The 20,481-nt window shown below is 64.4% G+C and carries 19 protein-coding genes; 15 read left to right on the top strand and 4 right to left on the bottom strand.

All coding sequences use genetic code 11. The annotated features are described in order from the left end of the window. Nucleotides 1-122: 122 nt before the first annotated feature. The 7 genes from XH91_RS19140 (at nt 123) to XH91_RS19110 (ending at nt 7,267) form a co-directional block, all read left to right on the top strand. Entirely contained in the window at nt 123-398 is a 276-nt protein-coding gene (locus tag XH91_RS19140) for a hypothetical protein (protein ID WP_128954908.1), read from the top strand. A 224-nt stretch (nt 399-622) separates the two neighbouring features. Next, a complete protein-coding gene (locus tag XH91_RS19135; protein ID WP_128952006.1) occupies nt 623-1,843 on the top strand; it encodes an LL-diaminopimelate aminotransferase in 1,221 nt (406 codons plus the stop codon). 28 nt (nt 1,844-1,871) lie between these two features. Continuing rightward, nucleotides 1,872-3,188: a homoserine dehydrogenase gene (locus XH91_RS19130; protein ID WP_128952005.1), complete on the top strand. Its 1,317-nt coding sequence runs from the start codon at nt 1,872-1,874 to the stop codon at nt 3,186-3,188. Nucleotides 3,189-3,347: 159 nt separating this feature from the next. Further along, on the top strand, nt 3,348-4,349 hold the full coding sequence (gene glpX, locus XH91_RS19125; RefSeq protein ID WP_128952004.1) for a class II fructose-bisphosphatase: 1,002 nt from the start codon (nt 3,348-3,350) through the stop codon (nt 4,347-4,349). A gap of 131 nt (nt 4,350-4,480) precedes the next feature. Continuing rightward, the gene (locus XH91_RS19120) at nt 4,481-5,200 is read left to right on the top strand and encodes a haloacid dehalogenase type II (RefSeq protein WP_128952003.1); all 720 of its coding nucleotides are present in this window, start codon (nt 4,481-4,483) and stop codon (nt 5,198-5,200) included. A 188-nt stretch (nt 5,201-5,388) separates the two neighbouring features. Continuing rightward, nucleotides 5,389-7,125, top strand: coding sequence for a hypothetical protein (locus tag XH91_RS19115; RefSeq protein WP_206733504.1), 1,737 nt, complete (start codon nt 5,389-5,391; stop codon nt 7,123-7,125). After that, the gene (locus XH91_RS19110; RefSeq protein ID WP_128952002.1) at nt 7,070-7,267 is read left to right on the top strand and encodes a hypothetical protein; all 198 of its coding nucleotides are present in this window, start codon (nt 7,070-7,072) and stop codon (nt 7,265-7,267) included. The genes XH91_RS19115 and XH91_RS19110 overlap by 56 nt, the downstream gene beginning before the upstream one ends. On the opposite strand, the gene XH91_RS19105 is transcribed toward XH91_RS19110, so the two are convergent. Next, the gene (locus XH91_RS19105; protein WP_128952001.1) at nt 7,231-8,106 is read right to left on the bottom strand and encodes an ABC transporter substrate-binding protein; all 876 of its coding nucleotides are present in this window, start codon (nt 8,104-8,106) and stop codon (nt 7,231-7,233) included. The two genes, XH91_RS19110 and XH91_RS19105, sit on opposite strands and share 37 nt — an antisense overlap. A 105-nt stretch (nt 8,107-8,211) precedes the next feature. Here XH91_RS19105 and XH91_RS19100 point away from each other — a divergent pair, with 105 nt between their 5' ends. Next, on the top strand, nt 8,212-9,129 hold the full coding sequence (locus XH91_RS19100) for a LysR family transcriptional regulator (protein ID WP_164933803.1): 918 nt from the start codon (nt 8,212-8,214) through the stop codon (nt 9,127-9,129). A gap of 18 nt (nt 9,130-9,147) precedes the next feature. On the opposite strand, the gene XH91_RS19095 is transcribed toward XH91_RS19100, so the two are convergent. Beyond that, nucleotides 9,148-9,813: a GntR family transcriptional regulator gene (locus tag XH91_RS19095; RefSeq protein ID WP_128951999.1), complete on the bottom strand. Its 666-nt coding sequence runs from the start codon at nt 9,811-9,813 to the stop codon at nt 9,148-9,150. 117 nt (nt 9,814-9,930) lie between these two features. On the opposite strand from XH91_RS19095, the gene XH91_RS19090 reads away from it, so the two are divergent. From XH91_RS19090 to XH91_RS19060, 7 genes are all read left to right on the top strand, one after another. Further along, a complete protein-coding gene (locus XH91_RS19090; RefSeq protein ID WP_128951998.1) occupies nt 9,931-10,725 on the top strand; it encodes an enoyl-CoA hydratase/isomerase family protein in 795 nt (264 codons plus the stop codon). 9 nt (nt 10,726-10,734) lie between these two features. Further along, entirely contained in the window at nt 10,735-11,994 is a 1,260-nt protein-coding gene (locus tag XH91_RS19085; RefSeq protein WP_128951997.1) for a CaiB/BaiF CoA transferase family protein, read from the top strand. Nucleotides 11,995-12,048: 54 nt separating this feature from the next. Further along, nucleotides 12,049-13,041 (top strand): Bug family tripartite tricarboxylate transporter substrate binding protein, encoded by a 993-nt coding sequence (locus tag XH91_RS19080; RefSeq protein WP_128951996.1) that lies wholly within the window; start codon nt 12,049-12,051, stop codon nt 13,039-13,041. Between the two features lie 109 nt (nt 13,042-13,150). Then, on the top strand, nt 13,151-13,633 hold the full coding sequence (locus XH91_RS19075; protein ID WP_128951995.1) for a tripartite tricarboxylate transporter TctB family protein: 483 nt from the start codon (nt 13,151-13,153) through the stop codon (nt 13,631-13,633). Between the two features lie 10 nt (nt 13,634-13,643). Then, entirely contained in the window at nt 13,644-15,179 is a 1,536-nt protein-coding gene (locus XH91_RS19070) for a tripartite tricarboxylate transporter permease (protein ID WP_128951994.1), read from the top strand. Next, a complete protein-coding gene (locus XH91_RS19065; RefSeq protein ID WP_128951993.1) occupies nt 15,176-16,180 on the top strand; it encodes a 4-hydroxythreonine-4-phosphate dehydrogenase PdxA in 1,005 nt (334 codons plus the stop codon). The genes XH91_RS19070 and XH91_RS19065 overlap by 4 nt, the downstream gene beginning before the upstream one ends. A 78-nt stretch (nt 16,181-16,258) precedes the next feature. Beyond that, entirely contained in the window at nt 16,259-17,260 is a 1,002-nt protein-coding gene (locus XH91_RS19060) for a L,D-transpeptidase family protein (protein WP_128951992.1), read from the top strand. Between the two features lie 9 nt (nt 17,261-17,269). On the opposite strand, the gene XH91_RS19055 is transcribed toward XH91_RS19060, so the two are convergent. Both XH91_RS19055 and XH91_RS19050 read right to left on the bottom strand, forming a co-directional pair. Next, nucleotides 17,270-19,372 (bottom strand): adenylate/guanylate cyclase domain-containing protein, encoded by a 2,103-nt coding sequence (locus XH91_RS19055; RefSeq protein WP_128951991.1) that lies wholly within the window; start codon nt 19,370-19,372, stop codon nt 17,270-17,272. Between the two features lie 47 nt (nt 19,373-19,419). After that, nucleotides 19,420-20,430, bottom strand: coding sequence for a formylglycine-generating enzyme family protein (locus XH91_RS19050; RefSeq protein ID WP_128951990.1), 1,011 nt, complete (start codon nt 20,428-20,430; stop codon nt 19,420-19,422). Nucleotides 20,431-20,481: the final 51 nt, after the last annotated feature.

Here is a 20,481-nt window from a genome sequence, read left to right as displayed (position 1 = left end):
TGCTGTGGGCCTTCGATGATTTCTCGCTCGTACCATTTGTGGGCAGCAATGGTTTGAGCTTGGGCAGGTTGTTGGTTAGATTGCCGGCAGCCTTGCGTTGGGACAAGGTGGGGAATTCCCAAGTGTCTGCGTTGTGGGACCTGCAAAAGTCGCGGCTCGTGTGCTGTGCGCTGCTGATCGCAGCTTTCATGCTGGGCGGCTGTTCGAGCCAGCTCGCGGATATGTCGGCAGCCGACACGCCCGCTCACCCGAAGGACCCTGCCGGCTATTTGCCGGTGCACGATTTGCCGCCTGATCGCGATCAGGCAATCATTCCACCGGATCAACGCGCCAAGATCGAGGCCGAGCTTGCGGCCGCGCGCGACCGCCAGGCCGTTGCGGCCAAGGATGCCAAATAAGGCCGCGTAATCGCTGGCGCCCCCGTCACTCCGTGCTAAAAAGACTGCAATTCAGCCGAGAGTCAGGGCGAAGGAGTTCAGTCCTTGTCGCCGAAAATTGCTCCAAGTATTTGATTTTGAGTGATTTTCGTGGGTCGGACGATATCTCCTCGAAGGGGCGGTCGTGGCCCCTCGATTCTATCCTGACCGGTTGCCCGGAGCCCCAAGAGCCGATGTCTGGACCCATGGAAGATTTTTACCGCATCCGCCGCCTACCGCCTTACGTGTTCGAGCAGGTCAACCGGGCCAAGGCGGCCGCGCGGAATGCCGGCGCCGATATCATCGATCTCGGCATGGGCAATCCGGACCTGCCGGCCCCGCCGCATGTGCTGGAGAAGCTCAAGGAGACGTTGGGCAAGCCGCGCACCGACCGCTATTCGGCCTCCCGCGGCATTCCCGGCCTGCGCCGGGCCCAGGCTGCCTATTACGAGCGCCGCTTCGGCGTGAAGCTCAACCCCGACACCCAGGTGGTGGCGACGCTGGGCTCCAAGGAAGGCTTTGCCAACGTGGCGCAGGCGATCACCGCGCCCGGCGACGTCATCCTCTGCCCGAACCCGAGCTATCCGATTCACGCCTTCGGCTTTTTGATGGCGGGCGGCGTGATCCGCTCGGTGCCCTCGGAGCCGACGCCGCAATTCTTCGAGGCGGTGGAGCGCGCGATCGTGCATTCGATTCCGAAGCCGCTCGCGCTCGTGGTCTGCTATCCCTCGAACCCGACCGCCTATGTCGCGAGCCTCGATTTCTACAAGGACCTCGTCGCGTTTGCGAAGAAGCACGAGATCCTGATCCTGTCCGATCTTGCTTATGCCGAGGTCTATTTCGACGAGAGCAATCCGCCGCCCTCGGTGCTGCAGGTGCCCGGCGCGATCGACGTCACCGTCGAGTTCACCTCGATGTCGAAGACGTATTCGATGGCCGGCTGGCGCATGGGCTTTGCGGTCGGCAATGACCGCGTCATCGCGGCGCTTGCCCGCGTCAAATCCTACCTCGATTACGGCGCCTTCACGCCCGTGCAGGTCGCCGCGACCGCGGCGCTGAACGGCCCTGACGATTGCATCAAGGAGATGCGCGACACCTATCGCAAGCGCCGCGACGCTCTGGTGGAATCGTTCGGCCGCGCCGGGTGGGAGATTCCGCCGCCGGAGGCCTCGATGTTCGCCTGGGTGCCGCTGCCGGAGGCGTTCCGCAGCGTCGGCAGCATGCAGTTCGCGACTTTGATGGTGGAAAAGTCAGGCGTCGCGGTCTCGCCCGGCGTCGGCTTCGGCGAGCATGGTGAAGGATATGTCCGCATCGCCATGGTGGAAAACGAGCAACGGATCAGGCAGGCCGCGCGCGGCGTGCGCCGCTTCCTTGAAAGCGGCCTCGAAACGTTGCACAACGTCGTTCCGCTCGCTAACAGGCGCTAATTCTCTTCTGCAGGTTCACTGAAGCATCATGGTTGCACCCCTGAAAGTGGGCATAGCGGGGCTCGGCACCGTGGGTGCCGAAGTTGTCCGTTTGATTGAAACGCAGGCGCGCGTGCTCGCGGGCCGCAGCGGCCGTGGCATCCGTGTCGTCGCCGTCACGGCACGATCGAAGGCCAAGAAGCGCGGTATCGACCTGCGCGGCGTCGAGTGGGTCAAGGATCCGCTTGCGCTCGCAACGCATCCCGAGGTCGACTGCTTCGTCGAGCTGATGGGCGGCGCCGGCGATCCCGCGCTCTCGGCGGTTGAAGCCGCGCTCAACGCCGGCAAGTCTGTGGTCACCGCCAACAAGGCACTGCTCGCCAGGCACGGCCTGAAGCTCGCCAAATCGGCCGAGAAGCATGGCGGTGCGCTGAATTTCGAGGCAGCCGTGGGCGCTGCCATCCCTGTCATCAAGACGTTACGCGAAGGTCTTGCCGGAACCGGCATCAACCGCGTCTACGGCATCCTCAATGGCACCTGCAATTACATCCTGACCCGGATGGAGCAGGAGGGCCTGTCGTTTGCCGAGTGCCTGAAGGATGCGCAGCGGCTGGGCTATGCCGAGGCCAACCCGTCCTTCGACGTCGACGGTCACGACACCGCGCAGAAGCTCGCGATCCTCGCCAGCCTCGCTTTCGGCACGAAAGTTGCTCAAAGCGCGGTGTATGTCGAAGGCATCTCCTCCATCGCGCCGGAAGATCTGCGCGCGGCCGCCGATCTTGGTTATCGCGTCAAGCTGCTCGGCGTTGCCGTTCGCACCGCCAAGGGCATCGAGCAGCGCGTGCATCCGACCATGGTTCCGAAGTCGTCCTCGATCGCACAGGTGATGGGGGTCACCAATGCGGTCACGATCGATGGCGAGGGCATTCCGCCGATCACGCTGGTCGGCCCCGGCGCGGGCGGTGCTGCAACCGCATCCGCCGTCGTTGCCGACATCGCCGACGTGGCGCGCGGCATTCGCGCCAATCCGTTCGGACGGCCGATCGCGCAGCTTCGCGACACCAGGAAGGCGCCGATGGAGCGGCACGAAGGCGGCTACTACATCCGCCTGCTGGCGCGCGATTTTCCGGGCACTGCGGCTGCGATCGCGACCCGGCTCGCCGAGCAGAAGATCTCGATCGAGTCGATCGTGCAGCGCCATTCCAATGGCGGTGCTGCGCCTGATAACGGCAAGGCGGTCCCGGTGCCCGTCATCCTGATCACCTATGCCACGCATGAAGACGCCGTGCGCCGCGCGCTCGCGGCCGTGCAGAAGGACAAGGTGATCAGCGGTCGGCCGCAGGTCATCAGGATTGAGAAGAACTAGGGCATGATCCGGACCCGGAGGGCCGCGCCAGTGCAAAGTGTGCAGCCGTGTTCCGGAAAGACCATGCTCAAACGACAAGACGGTTCGAACGAACTGTAGGTGCTACGAGTTGATGCGGGCAGGGCGTCCTGTCCAAAACGGTTTCGAAGGAGTTAGCCGATGTCGACCCATATTTCAGTGCCGCCGCAAGCATTGCTCGAGCGCATTCTCACGCTGGAGATCGTGCGTGTGACGGAGCGGGCGGCGGTGTCGTCAGCGCGGCTGCGCGGGCACGGGCAGGAGAAGGCCGCCGACCAGGCCGCCGTCGACGCGATGCGTCGCGAGCTCAACAAGCTGCCGATCCAGGGCACCATCGTGATCGGCGAGGGCGAGCGCGACGAAGCTCCGATGCTCTTCATCGGCGAGAAGGTTGGCGTGAACGCCGGCCCCGAGGTCGATATCGCGGTCGACCCGCTCGAAGGCACCACGCTGTGCGCCAAGAACATGCCGGGCTCGATCGCCACCATGGCGATGGCCGACGGCGGCACGCTGCTGCACGCCCCCGACGTTTACATGCAGAAGCTCGCGATCGGTCCCGGCTACGACAAGGGTGTCGTCGAGCTCGACGCTTCGCCGGCCGAAAATGTCCGCCGACTTGCCAAGGCCAAGGGCGTCAAGCCCGAGGGCATCACCGTGCTGGTGCTCGACCGTCCCCGCCATGCCAGCATCATCGAGAGCGTGCGCTCGACCGGCGCTGCCGTCCGCCTCATCACCGACGGCGACGTCGCCGGCGTGATCCACACCGCTGATCCTGACAACACCGGCGTCGACATGTATCTCGGCACCGGCGGTGCGCCCGAAGGCGTCCTCGCCGCCGTGGCGCTGCGCTGCATCGGCGGCCAGATGCAGTGTCGCTTGATCCTCGATTCCGGTGAGAAGATCGAGCGCGCCGCCAAGATGGGCGTCAACGATCCCAAGATGATCTACGGCATCGAGGACATGGCGCGCGGCGACTGCCTGTTCGCCGCCACCGGCGTCACCACGGGCTCGCTGCTGTCCGGCGTCAAATTCCGCAAGGACGGCGTGATCGAGACCGAGACGGTGGTGATGCGCTCCGTCACCGGCACCGTGCGCTACATCAAGGCCGAGCACCGCGAGCTCGCGAAGTTCCATCTGGACTAACATGTCATTCCGGGGCGCGCGTAGCGCGAACCCGGAATCCATCGGACAGCAAATGCCGAGGAGAAATGGATTCCGGGCTCTCGCTTCGCGAGCCCCGGAATGACAACAATAAAAACACGAGGAAGCGCCCCATGTCCGATCTCTCCGCCGTCAAAGCCCTGATCTTCGACGTGTTCGGCACGGTCGTCGACTGGCGCACCAGCCTGATCACCGACTTCATGTGGTGGAGCAAACAGCGCGGCATCGGCGCCGACTGGACCGCGCTCGTCGACGGCTGGCGCGGCATGTATGTCGCCTCGATGCAGGACGTGCGTGAGCATCCCGAGCGCGGCTATGTCATGCTGGACGAGCTGCACCGGCGCTCGCTGGAAAAGCTGGTCGAGAAGTTCGCCATCAAGGGTCTCACCGATGCGGATCTCGATCATCTCACCAAGGGCTGGCACCGCCTCAATCCCTGGCCCGACAGTGTTGCCGGCCTGACGCGGCTGAAGACCAAGTTCGTGATTGCGCCGCTCTCGAACGGCAACGTCGCACTGCTCACCAACATGGCGAAGTTCGCTGGCCTGCCCTGGGACCTCATCATGTCGGCCGAGTTGTTCGAGCACTATAAGCCCGACCCCGAAACCTATCTCGGCGCCGCTAAGCTGCTCTGCCTCAAGCCGGAAGAGGTGATGATGGTGGCCGCGCACAATGGCGATCTCGCCGCTGCGCAGAAATACGGCCTCAAGACCGCGTTCGTCGCGCGGCCGACCGAATACGGGCCGCACCAGAAGGTCGATTTCGAGGCCACTGGCGTCTGGGACATCGTCGCCAAGGATTTTTGCGGGATCGCCGACAAGCTCGGGTGCTAGGCCGACACTGCGTTTCACCGACGTCCCCTTCGTCATCCATTGAGCGTTCGCACGCCTTGTGCGGAAGCTGAGGCGCGTCGCATCCCATTCGCATTCCTGTAACAGTCCGCTCGCAGACTGCGCGCGCACCGAGCCGCGACGTGGCCGGGCTGCCCGTCTTGCGAAAATCACAAATTGGGAAAACGCCAATGGCTGTCAAAGGACTGCGTGCGCTCGCGGGACTCCCGCGGACTGTGTTTGTGTCTGCCTTGCTCACATCGACTGCGCTGGCCAATGTGCCTGCGCGCGCCGATCAGGATGATTTTCATTTCCGCCCGGGCCACCTGCTCCTGAGCCGGGCGGTCTATGACAACAAGGCTTCGAACGTCACGGCCGGCGTCACCCAGTTGCCGCCGAACTGCGTAGCGCCCAATTGCGTCGCGGCGACGACGGACGGCACCTATCCGATGGTGTTCAGCAACGATCTGGTCGATGCCTCTTTCGGCATAACGGCCAGGATCATGCTCGACGAACTGCGTCTGAACGGCCGTCGCGTCCAGTCACTCGAGGTGCCGAACAGCGGTCAGCACGGCGTCTTCTCGAACAGGGACCAGATGGTGACGAGCTTTCCGTCGAAGTCCGAGATCGGCTTAAACCTCTCGATCGATCGCCACAGCGTGTCGTTCATGGGCTACCTCGCTCCGATCGACGCAATCGATGTCTCCAACTCCAACACGCCAGCCGTCGTCGATCCGTCTAACCCGGTAAAGTCCGTGTTCTCGCGCGTGATCGCGACCGTCGACGAGCATGGCCGCTTTCGATTCACCAAGACCAACGCCTATAGCGGCAACAACGGGCGCGCCGCTGTTCTGAACGACCGGCCTGGCGCCAACGTATTTTATACCACCGGCAATGCCGGGAACGGCAGCAATCCCCAGCCGAATGGCGTGATCATCGGTGCCGGCGCGCAGATCATGACGCTTGCGAAGGTGCCGCTCGTCGACCAGCCTGATCCCGGCCTGCCGACGCCGGTCGGCAGCTTCAATCTCACCGAGTTGGGTCTGAAGGCCGACAAGATCGGCAAGGACACCAACTTCCGCGGCCTTACCGTGTTCAACGACGTGATCTACGTGACCAAAGGCAGCGGCGGCAACGGCATCAACACCGTGTACTTCATCGACACCTCCGGCTTCGACGCCAGTGGCAAGCCTTTGGCGTGCCCCAATGGTGTCGGCCTGCCGAGCGCATCCGCAAAGCTGCCGACGACGCCGATCTTCTACGATGCCTCGAAGCTTCAGACGCTCGGTGTTACGCCATACAACATGTGCGTTCTCAAGGGCTTCCCGACCAACCTCGCCAAGACCGCGACGTCGTTCCCGTTCGGAATCTGGTTTGCTGATGCCAAGACGCTTTATGTGGCTGACGAGGGCGACGGCACCAATACTTACAGCGCCGCGACCAACAGCTACACCGCCGCCGCAGCCCAGACCGGTGCCGGCTTGCAGAAATGGGTGTTCGACGACACGGCGAAGACCTGGAAGCTGAGCTACACGCTGCAGGCCGGGCTTGGTCTCGGCGTTCCCTATACCGTGCGGGACTACCCGACCGGCAACAATGCTGCAACCGGCCTGCCATGGTCGCCGGCAACCGATGGTCTGCGTAACATCATTGGACGCGTCAATCCTGACGGCACGGCATCGATCTGGGCGATCACCTCCACGGTGAGTGGTGGCGGCGATCAGGGCGCTGATCCGAACAAGCTTGTCATGATCAAGGACAAGCTTATCGCGACGGCACTCCCGGCGAACGAGACGTTCACCACGGTGCGCACGGCACGCTTCGCCGAAGCGCTCCGCGGCGTGTCGTTCACGCCGGAGACCGGACTTGGTCGTGACGCAGACGATCATGACCGTGCATGCGATCGCGACGACGACGATTGCCGTTGATCGGGGCGACCGTGAAGACGATGTGACACCGCAAACCCTGCGGCCTCTCTCCGAAATCGCGGAGAGAGGCCTGGGGCTGTGCGAAGTGGATGCCTCGACCCTGGCTCAAATCCTGCCGAACGCCACCGTCGCCTTGTCGTAAGCGCCATCGCCCATCGTACCGTTCTTGAAGATGCCGTGCTTCTCGATCCAGTCGAACGATTGCTCGTAGACCTCGCGCGAATAGGGTTCGAACACGATGCGCTCGCCCGGTCCCCAACGCCTGGTGTCCATGGCGGCATGAAAGCGGTCCGGGAATTCGTTCTTGTAGTAGTGCGTGAACAGCTCGGGACGCAGGTCGATGTCGCGCTGGGCCTTCCTCAGCGCGCGGAAATAGCGCTTGACGTCCTCGGGCGCCGGATCGCCGTTGATCATGGATGCGATCATGAAGGTCGTGTCGATGATCTTGCGATAGCCGAGTTGCTCGGCGAAATAATAGGGGCCGTTGAACAGCGAGGCCGCCGCGCTCTTGCCGTCGAACAGCAGCTCCATCCGGCGAAACAGCATGCCGTCCTCGAAGGTCAGGTTGATCTGGCCGGGCGCCAGATACGGCTCGAGCGCCTGGATCGTCGAATAATGGCTGCCTGACTGGAAGCCGACCGAGATCGGTACGCCGGCGAGATCGGCGGGTGTGCGGATCTTCGAATCCCAGGGAACGAAGATGCCCGATGGTGCGACCGAATAGACGTCGGCGTAGAGCTTGGCGTGACCGTTCGAGGCAGCGACGTTGACGGTCCAGTGGCAGGCGCAGCTGACGTCCGCCTTGCGGCCCTTCTCGATGCTCTGGAAGGCGCCCTCGTTGACCTTGTTGTGGTGCTGGCCCTCGCTCGAGCGGATCAGCTCGCGGAACTCGTAGTCGAGCCCCTCGTCGCGGAAATAGCCCTTCTCCTCGGCCACCCATTCCTGCAGGCGGAAGTGAGACTCGATCACGAATTTGGTCATGGCGTCCTCCGTGTCGGCGTGGCCGTTCGGCCGTTCGATTGACGACAGGATAGCAAAGCGCGAAGTTCGATCCATGGCTACAACGGAATGTTTTGCATGCCAAAAATGGAATCTTCCGGGATCGACTTTCGCGATCTGCGCGTGCTCGATGCGCTGATCCGCGAGGGCAGCATCACGCGCGCGGCTGTGAGCCTCGAGACGACGCAGCCGGCGATCAGCAAGTTGCTGGCGCGGTTGCGGCTGCGTTTCGACGATCCGCTGTTCGTGCGGCGCGGCAGTGGCGTGCAGCCGACGGCACGGGCCGTCGAGATGGCCTCGCAAGTCCGGGCCCTGCTCGACATGGCCGAGACGCTGTGGCAGGAGCGGCTCCCATTCGATCCGCGTCAATCCGAGAAGACGTTCAGCCTGCTTTTGACCGACGTCGGCATGGTGCGGTTCCTGCCGCCCCTGGTCGCGCGCCTCGCTGAACTCGCACCGCGTACTCAGGTGCGCGCGATACCGCTCGACTCCAGGCACTTTGCGCTCAAGCTGGAGTCGGGGGAGGCGGACCTCGCACTCGGCGCCCTGCCGCGCGCGGCCGGGCATCTTCGCTCCCAGCGGCTCTATTCGGACGGCTATGCAAGCGTCGTCCGGCGCGGCCATCCAAGGCCGTCAGCGGCGCGTACGCGCCGCGGCTTCCTCGACGAGAAGCATATTCTGATCACCGCGTCCGAGACCGGGCATGCGGCCCATCTCGAGACGCAGCGCGTGCTGGCGCGCGCCATCGCGCGGACAAATATTCTGTTGCAGGTGCCGAGCTTCATCGCCGGGGCAATCGTTGCTTCGCAAACCGACGGGGTTGCGACCTTGCCCGCCAACCTTGCCGCCATCATCGCCGATCCGCTCGGGATGACGGTGTTCAAGACCCCGGTTGCGCTACCGCGGATCGAGATCGCGCAATATTGGCATGAGCGCTATCATCGCGATCCCTCTCACCGCTGGCTGCGGTCGATCACACGCGATCTGTTCGGCAACCCCGCCTAGCAGCCGAGGCAAGCAGCCTCACGCGATCTTCAGCGCAACCTCGCTCGTTTCCGTCTCCGCAAATCCCGCCTGCAGGACCTCCTCGCGCTTGTGGCGCAGATGCGCGCGCAGGATGTGCGACAGGCCGGCGCCGTCGCGGCGCTGGAGTGCGTTCAGGATGGCTTCGTGCTCGCTGACGGCGAGGGCCCAGCGCTGCGGCGTCATCGGCGTGACGTAGCGGGCGCGGCGGATGCGCGCGGTCACGGATGCGTAGAGCCCCGATAGCACGGGATTGCCCGCGGCGTAGACGATGCCCTCGTGGATGGTGCGATTGCCGCGATAGTACTGGATCAGATCGCCCTCGCGATAATGCTGCACCATCGCCGCATGGGCCGCGGCGATCTCCGCGATATCAGCGTCGGTGATGCGCTCGCAGGCGAGCTCGCCCGCCAGCGCCTCGAGCCCCTGGCAGACTTCGAAGAGGTCGCGCATGTCCTTGTCGGTCAGCTTTGCCGCGCGCGAGCCGCGATGCGGCAGCAACTGCACCAGCCCTTCGGCGGCCAGCACCTTGAGCGCTTCGCGCAGCGGCGTGCGCGAGATCTCGAGCCGCTCGCACAGCTCGCGCTCGGGAATCCGCGCGCCCGGCGGGATCTCGCCGTCGAGCAGAATGTCGCGGATGCGGCCGACGACCTCCTCATGCAGCATGGGACATCTCTATTTTTGAATGCAAAAATGATCAGATAGACGAAAGTTAGGTATTTATATCTTGAAAATTCCAAGTTTTGCATTCAAAAATGTAAAAAACAGAAGGGACCTGAGGAAATGGACCAGGCCGTGGCGGCGGACGACCTCGTTTTTGAATGCAGGGACGGCATCGGCCGCATCACCTTCAACCGACCGCAGGCGCGCAACGCCTTCACCTTCGCCATGTATGAGCGGCTCGCGGCGGTTTGCGAGCAGGCCAATGACGACCGCTCCATCAAGGTGCTGGTGCTGCGCGGCGCCGGCGACAAGGCCTTCGCCTCGGGCACCGACATCAACCAGTTCCGCGAGTTCAAGACGCCGCAGGACTCGATCGACTACGAGAACCGCATCGACCGGGTGCTCACCATGCTCGAGCAATGTCGGGTGCCGACCATCGCCGCGATCAACGGCTTCTGCACTGGCGGCGGGGCAGGCATCGCCGCGGCCTGCGACCTGCGCATCGGCACCCGCAGCACCAGGATCGGCTTCCCCATTGCCCGGACGCTCGGCAATTGCCTCTCCATGTCCAATGTCAGCCGTCTCACCGCGCTGATCGGCGCTGCGCGGGTCAAGGATCTGATCTTTACCGCGCGGCTCGTCGATGCCGCGGAGGCTGCAGCGGTCGGGCTGCTCGGCGAGGTCGTCGACGATCTCGCCGCGCTCGACAAACGCGCCGACGAGGTCGCGCGCCTCGTTGCCAGCCATGCGCCGCTGACGCTGAACGCGACCAAGCAGGCGGTCGCTCGCCTGCAAAAGCGGCTGACGCGGGACGAGGGCGAAGACCTCATCCTGATGTGCTACACGAGCCAGGATTTTCGCGAAGGGCTCGATGCTTTCCTCAGCAAGCGCGCCCCGCAGTGGCGCGGTCAATAGGACGCCACGATGCCAAGCGATCCATCGCAATCCGCCTCACGCCGTGCAGGTCCGCTCGCCGGCCTCAAGGTCATCGATCTCACCCATGTCATGGCGGGGCCGACCTGCACCCTGATGCTCGCCGACATGGGCGCCGACGTCATCAAGATCGAGAAATGGCCTGCTGGCGATGACACCCGCCACTCGGTGCCGCCCAAGATCGGCGACGAAGCTGCCTCGTTCCTGATGATGAACCGCAACAAGCGCGGCATCGTGCTGGACCTGAAGACCGACGGCGGCAAGGAAGTGCTGCGGCGGCTGATCGCCGACGCCGACGTGCTGGTCGAGAATTTTGCGCCGGGCGCGATGGAGCGCCTGGGTTTTGGATATGAAGAACTGCACAACAAGTTCCCCGCACTGATCTATTGCTCGCTGTCGGGTTTCGGCCGCACCGGCCCCTACAAGAACCGCAGGGGATTTGACCTCGTCGCGCAGGCCATGAGCGGCATCATGAGCTTTACCGGCGAACGCCCGGACGGCCCGCCGGTGAAATGCGGCCCGCCACTATCGGACATCACCGCCGGCCTGCTTGCGAGCATGGGGATCCTGGCGGCCTATACGCACCGGCTGAAGACCGGGGAGGGGCAATGGGTCGAGACCTCGCTCTACGAGGCGGCGCTGGTGCAGACCTATTGGCAAGCGACCATTGCACTTGCCGCAGGCACGGCGCCGCGTGCCATGGGCTCGGCCCATCCGCTCAACGCGCCGTATCAGGCGTTCGAGGCCTCTGACGGCTGGCTGGTGGTCGGCGGTGCCAACAAGAAGCACTGGCTGCTGATGCTGGAAGCGCTCGGCGCAAGCGAGCTCGCCGCCGATCCGCGCTTCGTCACTGGCGCCGATCGCATGGCCAATCTGAAGGAGCTCGAAGCGGTCCTGAGCGAGCGCTTCCGTACCCAGACGCGCGCGCATTGGCTTGCGGCGCTCGACGAGAAGGGCGTGCCCTGCGGCCCCGTACATGACATGCTGGAGGCGCTGAGCGATCCGCAGACGCTGGCGCGTCAGATGGTCGTCGAGGTCGAGCACTCCACGCTCGGCCCGGTCAAGACCATCGGGCTGCCGGTCAAATTCTCGGAGACACCGGGCAACGTCGCATCAGGCGCGCCTGTTTATGGCGAGCATACGCGCGAGGTGCTGGCCGAGCACGGGTTCGACGAAAAGCAAATCGAAGCGCTCGAGCAGCAAGGCGCCATCGTCTCGGCCGCAGGGGAGCGCAAAGAACGCGTCGCCTGAGCGACGCCTGGACGGCTGATCTAACAAAACAGAAAAAATCAGTTGGAGGAAATCATGCGTAGGACGTCTCTCTTCTTGTTGTCCGTCGGTGCAGCCGTGCTCGCAGGCAGCGCGAGCGCATTCGCGGCCTGGCAGCCGCAGAAGCCGATCGAGTTTGTGGCGACCGCCGGCCCCGGCGGCGGCACCGACAATCTCGCCCGCGCGGTGCAGAACATCATCACCAAGTACAAGCTGACGGAGCAGCCGATCGTCGTCGTCAACAAGGGCGGCGGCAGCGGCGCGGAAGGCTATGTCTACGGCAAGGCCTCCGCCGGCGATCCCTACAAGGTGATCTTCGGCACCTCGAACGCCTGGCAGCAGCCGCTCGTCTCCAAGGTCGCCTTCAACTACACCGACCTCACGCCCATCGCGGCGATGGCGCAGGACGAGTTCCTGCTCTGGGTCAAGCAGGACGCGCCCTACAAGACCGCGGGCGACTATCTGAAAGCCGCTGCATCAGGCGAATTCAAGATGGGCGGCGCGCAGTCCAAGGACACCGACGAGGTGCTGACCCGCATGATCGAGAAGGTCGGCCACGTGAAGCTGACCTACATCCCGTTCAAGAGCGGCGCCGAGGCTGCGGTGCAGCTTGCCGGCGGGCACCTTGATTCCCACGTCAACAATCCCAGTGAGAGCCTGGGACAGTGGCGTGGCGGCACGCAGCGTCCGCTCTGCGTCTTCAGCCCGAAGCGCCTGCCTGCAGGCCCGAAGATCACAGCCACCGAAGGCTGGAGCGACGTGCCGACCTGCGTCGAGCAGGGCCTCGACATCAAGCAATACGAGCAGCCGCGCACGGTCTGGCTGCCGGGCAAGGTCACGCCGGAGCAGGCCGCCTATTATGTCGACCTCATGAAGAAGGTGCAGGCGACGCCCGAGTGGAAGGACTACATCGAGAAGACCTCCCAGGTGGACACGTTCCTGACCGGCACCGAGTTCGACAACTTCATCAAGCAGGATCTCGAGCACGTGAAGCAGGTGGCGAGCGAGCAGGGCTGGCTGGTCAAGTGAGGTGGGGTTCGGCTCAAATTCCGTTGTCGTCCCGGCCTAGCGCGCAAGTTGCGCACGGGGGGCCGGGACGACACCGAATGTCGGATCCGCAGCTCGACGGGAGCCTTCGATGATCTCTCGCCGCGCCCTCGAGCTTGCGACCGCCATCCTCACCGGCAGTTTTGGTGTCGCGGTGGTGGTCCAGAGCCTGGACAACGGCATCGGCTGGTCGAGCGAGGGTGTCGATGCCGGCACGTTTCCGTTCCTGACCGGCATCATCATTGTCGCCGGAAGCCTCTACAATCTCGCGCGCGGAGTCATCCCCACCGTCTCGATCGCCAGTGTTCCCATCGCCATCACGTCCCTTGAGCTGCGCCGGTTGGCGGGCCTGTTCGTGCCGGCCGCGATCTACGTTGCGGCGATTCCGCTGCTCGGGATGTACATCGCCTCGGCAGCCTATGTCTTCGCGGTGCTCGCGATCCCGCGGCATCAATCCGTTCTGCGTTCGGCGGCGACGGCGGCAGCCACGGCGCTCGCGCTCTATGTCGTGTTCGAGCGCATGTTCCAGGTATCGCTGCCGCATGGCGCACTCGCCGCGGCGCTCGGGTTCTGAGGGAAGAGCGATGGACAATCTCTCGGAGCTCCTCCACGGTTTCACCATCGCGGTTACCATGCCGCATCTGGCCTTGATGGCGATAGGCGTGCTGCTCGGCATTCTCGTCGGTGTGCTGCCGGGGCTCGGCGCGCCGAACGGGGTATCGCTGCTGCTGCCGCTGACCTTCGGCATGCAGCCGGTCTCGGCGATCATCCTGCTCTCCAGCATGTATTGGGGCGCGTTGTTCGGGGGCTCGGTGACCTCGATCCTGTTCAATATCCCCGGCGAGCCGTCCTCGGTTGCGACGACCTTCGACGGCTATCCGATGGCGCGCGACGGACGGCCGACCACGGCGCTCGCGACCGCCTTCGGCTCTGCGGCGTTCGGAGCACTCGTTGGCGTCATCCTGATCACGTTCCTGGCGTCATGGGTGGCGCAGGTCGCGCTCGCGTTTGGTCCGCCGGAATATTTTGCCGTCTATTTCCTGGCCTTTGCGAGCTTTGTCGGCATGGGCGGCGCGGCGCCGATGAAGACGGTGGTGGCGCTCGCGATCGGCTTTGCGATCGCCGCCATCGGCATCGACACCGTCTCCGGCAGTGTCCGTCTCACCATGGGCATCGACGAGCTGGTCAAGGGCGTCAACTTCGTCGTCGCGGTGATGGGCCTGTTCGGCATCGGCGAGCTGCTGGTCGCGGTCGAGGAGGAATTTCATGCCCGTGCCGTGTCCTCGAAGATCGACTGGCTGGAGGTGTTCCGCGCGGTCGGCCGCCTGCCGCGCCACAGTGTAGCCCTGTTGCGGAGCGCTGCGATCGGCTGCTGGATGGGGATCACGCCGGGCGGCCCGACCGCGGCCTCCTTCATGAGCTACGGCATCGCACGCCGCTTCTCGCGCCGCGGCCGCTACTTCGGCACCGGCGAGGTCGAAGGCATCATTTCGCCGGAGACGGCCGATCACGCCGCCGGCACCAGCGCGCTGTTGCCGATGCTCTCGCTCGGCATTCCCGGCTCGGCGACTGCGGCCGTCATGATGGGCGGGCTGATGATCTGGGGTCTCAATCCCGGCCCGATGCTGTTCGTGGACCAGAAAGACTTCGTCTGGGGCCTGATCGCCTCGATGTATGTCGGCAACATCGTCGCGGTCGCGCTGGTGCTGCTGACCGTCCCTGTTTTCGCCGCCCTGATGCGGATTCCCTTCGTGGTCATCGCGCCGTTGATCGTGATCATCTGCGTCGTCGGCGCCTATTCGGTCTCGAACTCCTATCTCGACGTCGTCATGATGCTGGGCTTCGGCGTCGTCGGCTATCTCTTCAAGAAGCTGTTCTATCCGCTGGCGCCGCTGGTGCTCGCCATTGTCATTGGCGACAAGGCCGAGGATGCGTTTCGGCAATCGATGCTGATGTCGAAGGGATCGCTCGGGATCTTCTTCGCCAACAAGCTGGTGACGTGCCTGGTGCTGGCCGGCATCGCCTTGCTGCTGCTGCCGCTGGCATTGCAGCTGTTCGCGCGCATTGTCCGCAAGCCCACCAGCCAAGAAACGACGAGCCAGGAAGAGGTGATCATATGACCGGCAAGCCGCTGATTGCGCTGGCGATGGGAGATCCTGCCGGCATCAGCCCGGAGCTGACGGCAAAGCTCGTGGTGCAGGATGATATCCGCGCACGGTGCCGGCTCCTGGTCATCGGCGACATCAGGGTCTTCGATGAGGGTGCGAAGGTCGCGGGCGTCGCGCCGGAACTGACGGCGGTGGAGCAGGGCGCGGATTTCGACGAGCTGCCAGGCGCTACGCTGTTCCTCGATCTCGGGCACCTCGATCCGATCAGGGGCGAGCGTGGCGTAGCGAGCCTTGCCGGCGGGCAATTTGCGCTGGCGAACTACAAGCGGGCGCTGGAGTTTGGCCGGGATGGCCGCGTCGATGCCGTCTGCTTCACGCCCTTCAACAAGGCGGCGATGCGATTGGCGCGCTCGGACTATGACGACGAGATCGCCTTCTCCGCGGAAGTGGTCGGGCTGAGAACGCCGGCCAGCGAATTCAACGTGCTGGGCGAGCTCTGGAACGCGCGTGTCACCTCGCACATTCCGCTCAAGGACGTCGCCGCAAAACTGTCCGGCGAGCGCATCCAGCGCGCCTTGAGGCTGACCGATGCCTGCATGCGCAATGCCGGCTTCACGCGGCCGCGCATCGCGATGGCCGGCCTCAATCCGCACGCCGGCGACGGCGGCAATTTCGGCCGTGAGGAGATCGATGTCATCGCGCCGGTGGTGGAAGCCGGCAAGCGCGCCGGCATTGCCGTGGAGGGCCCGTTTCCCGCCGACACCGTGTTCCTGCGCGCCAAGGCCGGCGCCTTCGACGCGGTGCTGACGATGTATCACGACCAGGGCCAGATCGCGATGAAGCTGATGGGCTTCGATCGCGGCGTCACCCTGCTCGGCGGCTTTCCGTTTCCGATCTGCACGCCTGCGCACGGCACAGCCTACGACATTGCGGGGCAGGGCATCGCATCGTCAGGTGCCAGCCGTGCCGCGGTGCTGCTCGCGGCGGAGATGGCTGGACGGCGCGACGCCTGACCGGCAGGAAAAACCGGAAACTTCCGCCGTCGAGCCGCGTTGCCAATCCGACGAACCTATCCACGTCGGAGCTGGAACATGCCAGCAATGAAGATTGCTCTCGCCGTTCCATTCTTCGCCCTGGTGGCAACACCGGTGCTGGCCGCGGGGATGGACGCGGCCGCCATCGCTTCCGCCGAGCCTTCCAGGAAGACCCTGTCGAACGAGAAGCCGACCCCGGCCGGGGTGCGTCTTCAGGTCCTGCTGGACCGGGCGCACTTCTCTCCCGGCGAGATCGACGGCAAATTCGGAGAGAACGCCAGGAAGGCGCTGCGCGCCTATGCCGAAGCGCGGCAATTGCCTGATACGGATGAGGTGACGGATGACGTCTGGAAGGCCTTGATGGCAGACGACCGGCCGCTGACCGCCGCCTACACCATCACCGAGAACGACGTCGCAGGCCCGTTCCTGCACAAGCTTCCGTCCAGGATGGAAGACATGAAAAATATTCCGAGGCTCGGCTACACCAGCCCGCGCGAAGAGCTGGCCGAGAAGTTTCACATGAGCGAGCAGCTGCTCGCGACGCTCAATCCGGGGCGCCATTTCGACCGCGCCGGCGAGACCATCGCCGTGGTCGACACGAGCGGGGACGCCGCGCCTGCCAAGGCCGACAGGGTCGAGATCGATAAGGTCAGGCAAACCGTAAAGCTGTTCGACACGTCGAACGCGCTGATCGGCTTCTACCCGGCGAGTGTCGGCAGCGAGGAGAAGCCGTCGCCGTCGGGCACGCTGAAGGTCACCGAGATCGATCCAAACCCGACCTATCGCTACAATCCCGCCTACCATTTTAGAGGTGTTCATTCCCGAAAGCCCTTCAAGATCAGGCCCGGGCCGAACAATCCGGTCGGCACGGTGTGGATCAATCTGTCCGCCGACGGCTATGGCATCCACGGCACGCCGTCGCCGCAAAACATCTCCAAGGGCCAATCGCATGGCTGCGTGCGCCTGACCAATTGGGATGCCGAACGGGTCGCTGCCAGCGTCGCCAAGGGCACGCCCGTGGTGTTTACCGACGGCACCTCTTCGACCGCTGCCAGGTAGACCCTCAGATCACGCCTCCGCGCTCGTCTCCTGGGCGGCGTTGCGAAACCGCCTCGCATGAAATTGCGCGACGCTGTCCCTGGGGTAATCGTGCAGGAAGCCGGAAAGCCGGACGAGGGTGCTCTCCGCCGCACCGTCCTGGGCGATTGCCGCAAAGACCTCATCCCAGCGCTGGCACATGGCGATCTCGGCTTCGCTCGCCAGCGCCAGCTCGCCGCGCAACTCGCTGACCTCGATCGGCTCCGCGAAGCCCTTGGGCGTGATGCTGTCGACGCTGCGGAACAGGAAGGCATGGCCCGCAGGCGCACGCACGGCGGCACTCACGAGCACGCGCGTGCCGTAGTTCTTGTTGAGGCCCTCCAGCCGCGACGCCAGGTTCACGGTGGCGCCGAGCGCAGTGTAGTTCATCCGGTCGCTGGAGCCGACATTGCCGACCACGGCGTCTCCGACATGCAGGCCGTAACGTGTCTCGTAGGGCGGCCAGCCCTCGTGCCGAAACTCCGTGTTGAGGACCTCGTTTGCTGCCAGACACGCCAGAATGGCGCGGCAGGCGTTGACGACGTGGTCGGGATCATCCGCCGGCGCGTTCCAGAGCGCCATCACGGCATCGCCGATATATTTGTCGATCGTGCCCCGGTGCCGCATGATCTCGTCCGAGAGAACAGCGAAATAGCGCGAGGTGTAAACCATCACCTGCGACGGATCGGCCCGCTCGGTCTTGGCGGTGAAGCCGGCAACATCCGTGAACAGCACCGTGACCTCGCGCCTGGAGCCGCCAAGGTGCGGCGAGGCGCCGGTCTCGATCAGCTGTCGCACGATCGGCCGCGGGATGAAGCTCGCAAAGCTGCTGACCACGCTGCGCATCGTGAACACGGAGCGGCCGAGCTCCTCGATCTCGGCGATGGCGGAATGGATGCGCGGCCGTTCGGCGATGTCGAAGCGCTGGATCGCGTCGGTCTCCTCGACCAGCTTGCGCAGCGGCTCGGCCATCCGCGATCCCAGCCAAAACGCGAACGGCAGCGTGGCACCGACGAACGCCAGCGCCAGGGCGAACAGCGTGCGCCGCTCCCTGAGGATTCTAGCGTAGAATTCGTCCAGCGGCGCAACGATTGCGAGCCTGATATCGGCGGACCCGGCCGTGTCGAGGCGGTGGACCGCCGCGATGTAGGTCCGGCCGGCCTCGTCGTCGAAGAACTGCTGCGCCGGCCCGCCCTCGCGCCAGGAGCGGATGATCGGCACCAGCGCCGGCAGTTTCAGCGTGCTGATTTTCGGCAGCTCGTCCTGACTCCCGGGGAGCTCCGCCATCAGGCGGCTCATCTCGGGATGGCCGACAATGCGCTCGGCATTGTTGAACAGGAAGGCCTGGCCGGATTGGCCGAGCCTTTGCTGGCCCAGCATCTCCTCGAACCGGTTCAGCAGGACGTCGCCGGCGACGACGCCGCGGCGGCCCTCCGTCAGCGGCGTCCGCAGTGTGTAGCCGGGCTCGCCCGTGGCGTAGAAAACGTAAGGCCCCGTCAGCAGCGTCTTGTCGTTTCTGAACGCCTCGACGTACCAGGGCCGCTGCCGGGGGTCGTAGTCGGTCGGGCCGGGAACTTCCGCAATCGGGATGAGAGTCTCGGAGAGATATTGCGTGACCGGTGCGGCGCCCGCCGTGCGCGAGATCACGACCAGCCGGAACGCCGCGTCCCGATCCACCTTCAGGCCCGCCCTGAACGCCGGCCTGGCGCGATCGATCACGTCCATCTCGATGAAGGAGCCGTCCTCATAGCCGGCATAAAGATTGAACAGCTGCTTGTTGTTGCGCAGCATCGCCGCCATCAGGCCATAGAGCCGCGCATTGTCGGCGATGTCGGGCTTCTGGATCGCCTGCAGGCCGGCGAGGATTTCAAGATTGTCGCGCACGTTCTTGAACTGCTCGTCGACATGGTCGGCGCCCAGTTGCGCCACCTTTTCGATGAAGCTTGAGGCCGCCGTCCGCGTGATCGACGTCACCCGTGCGAAGCTGAGATAAACGAGTGTCAGGCCCACAAGCAGCACCACGCCCACGAACACCGTGATGATCGATGTCTGGAAGCCGATGCTGAATTGCCGCTTTGTCGTTTCTCCGGTCATCGGAGCTGCGCTGACCCCTCCGTCAGTATTTTTGAACGATGAACTCCCTATGTTTCAGCAGGGCGTTCTTGCTGCGTGCGGAGCAAACGCACGCGTACAACACAGCGGAAGCCGACATGGCTGGTCGAGGTGTCGACCGGTTCGGCGTGGCGCGCGGCGGGGCGATAGCGGCGGCAATAGTTCGGCGCGCAAAGATGCGAGCCGCCCTTCAGAACCTTGCGGGGAATCCTGATGTCGGGGAGGCGAGGGTCGTAGCTTGAATTTTCGCGGCCGCCGCGAGGATTTAGCGGAATGCAGCAGGGCTTCGCGGCATCGGGTGAGTGCCGGTCAGACCACCAGTCCGAAGTCCACTCCCAGACATTGCCGATCATGTCGTAGAGACCGTAGCCGTTCGGCGGGAAGGCCATGACCGGCGAGGTACGCTCGTACCCATCCTCGCCGAGATTCTGGACAGGGAAGTTGCCCTGCCAGATGTTGGCCATGTGCTTGCCGCCGGGCATCAGCGCGTCGCCCCAGGCAAACTCTTCCCCCTCGAGGCCGCCGCGCGCAGCGAACTCCCATTCGGCTTCGGTCGGCAGGTCCTTGCTGGCCCAGCGCGCATAGGCCGCCGCATCGCTATAGGAGACGTGGACGACGGGATGGTCGTCGAGGCCTTTGAGGTTGCTGCCGGGGCCGTAGGGATGGCGCCAATTGGCGCCGCGCATGAACGACCACCACTGGCTCCAGTCGGTGAGATCGCTGATATCAGGTAGCGGCGAGAACACCAGCGATCCCGCGTAGAGCATCTCCTTCAACGCGCCGGGATAGTCCTTCGCGTCAGGAACGATCTCCGCTTCAGTGATATGGCCTGTTGCGTCGACGAATTGCTTGAACTGCTCGACGGTCACAGGCGTACGGTCGATCCAAAAGCCGTCGACGCAGACGCGATGGCTCGGCGCCTCCTCGGGATAATGATGGTCGGACCCCATGCGAAACGTCCCGCCGGGAATGAAGACCATCTCGCCGGTCTTCGTATCGTCCGGCAACCACTCGCAGTGATCCAGATCAGCCCGTAGCATGGGTGGGACTCCGATACGCGAATTCCCCCGACGCTAAGGCGCAGACATTGG

Source organism: Bradyrhizobium guangzhouense (genome assembly GCF_004114955.1).
Lineage (GTDB): Bacteria > Pseudomonadota > Alphaproteobacteria > Rhizobiales > Xanthobacteraceae > Bradyrhizobium > Bradyrhizobium guangzhouense.
Note: the sequence above shows the minus strand (reverse complement) of the source record. Positions and strands in the feature narration are given on the sequence as shown.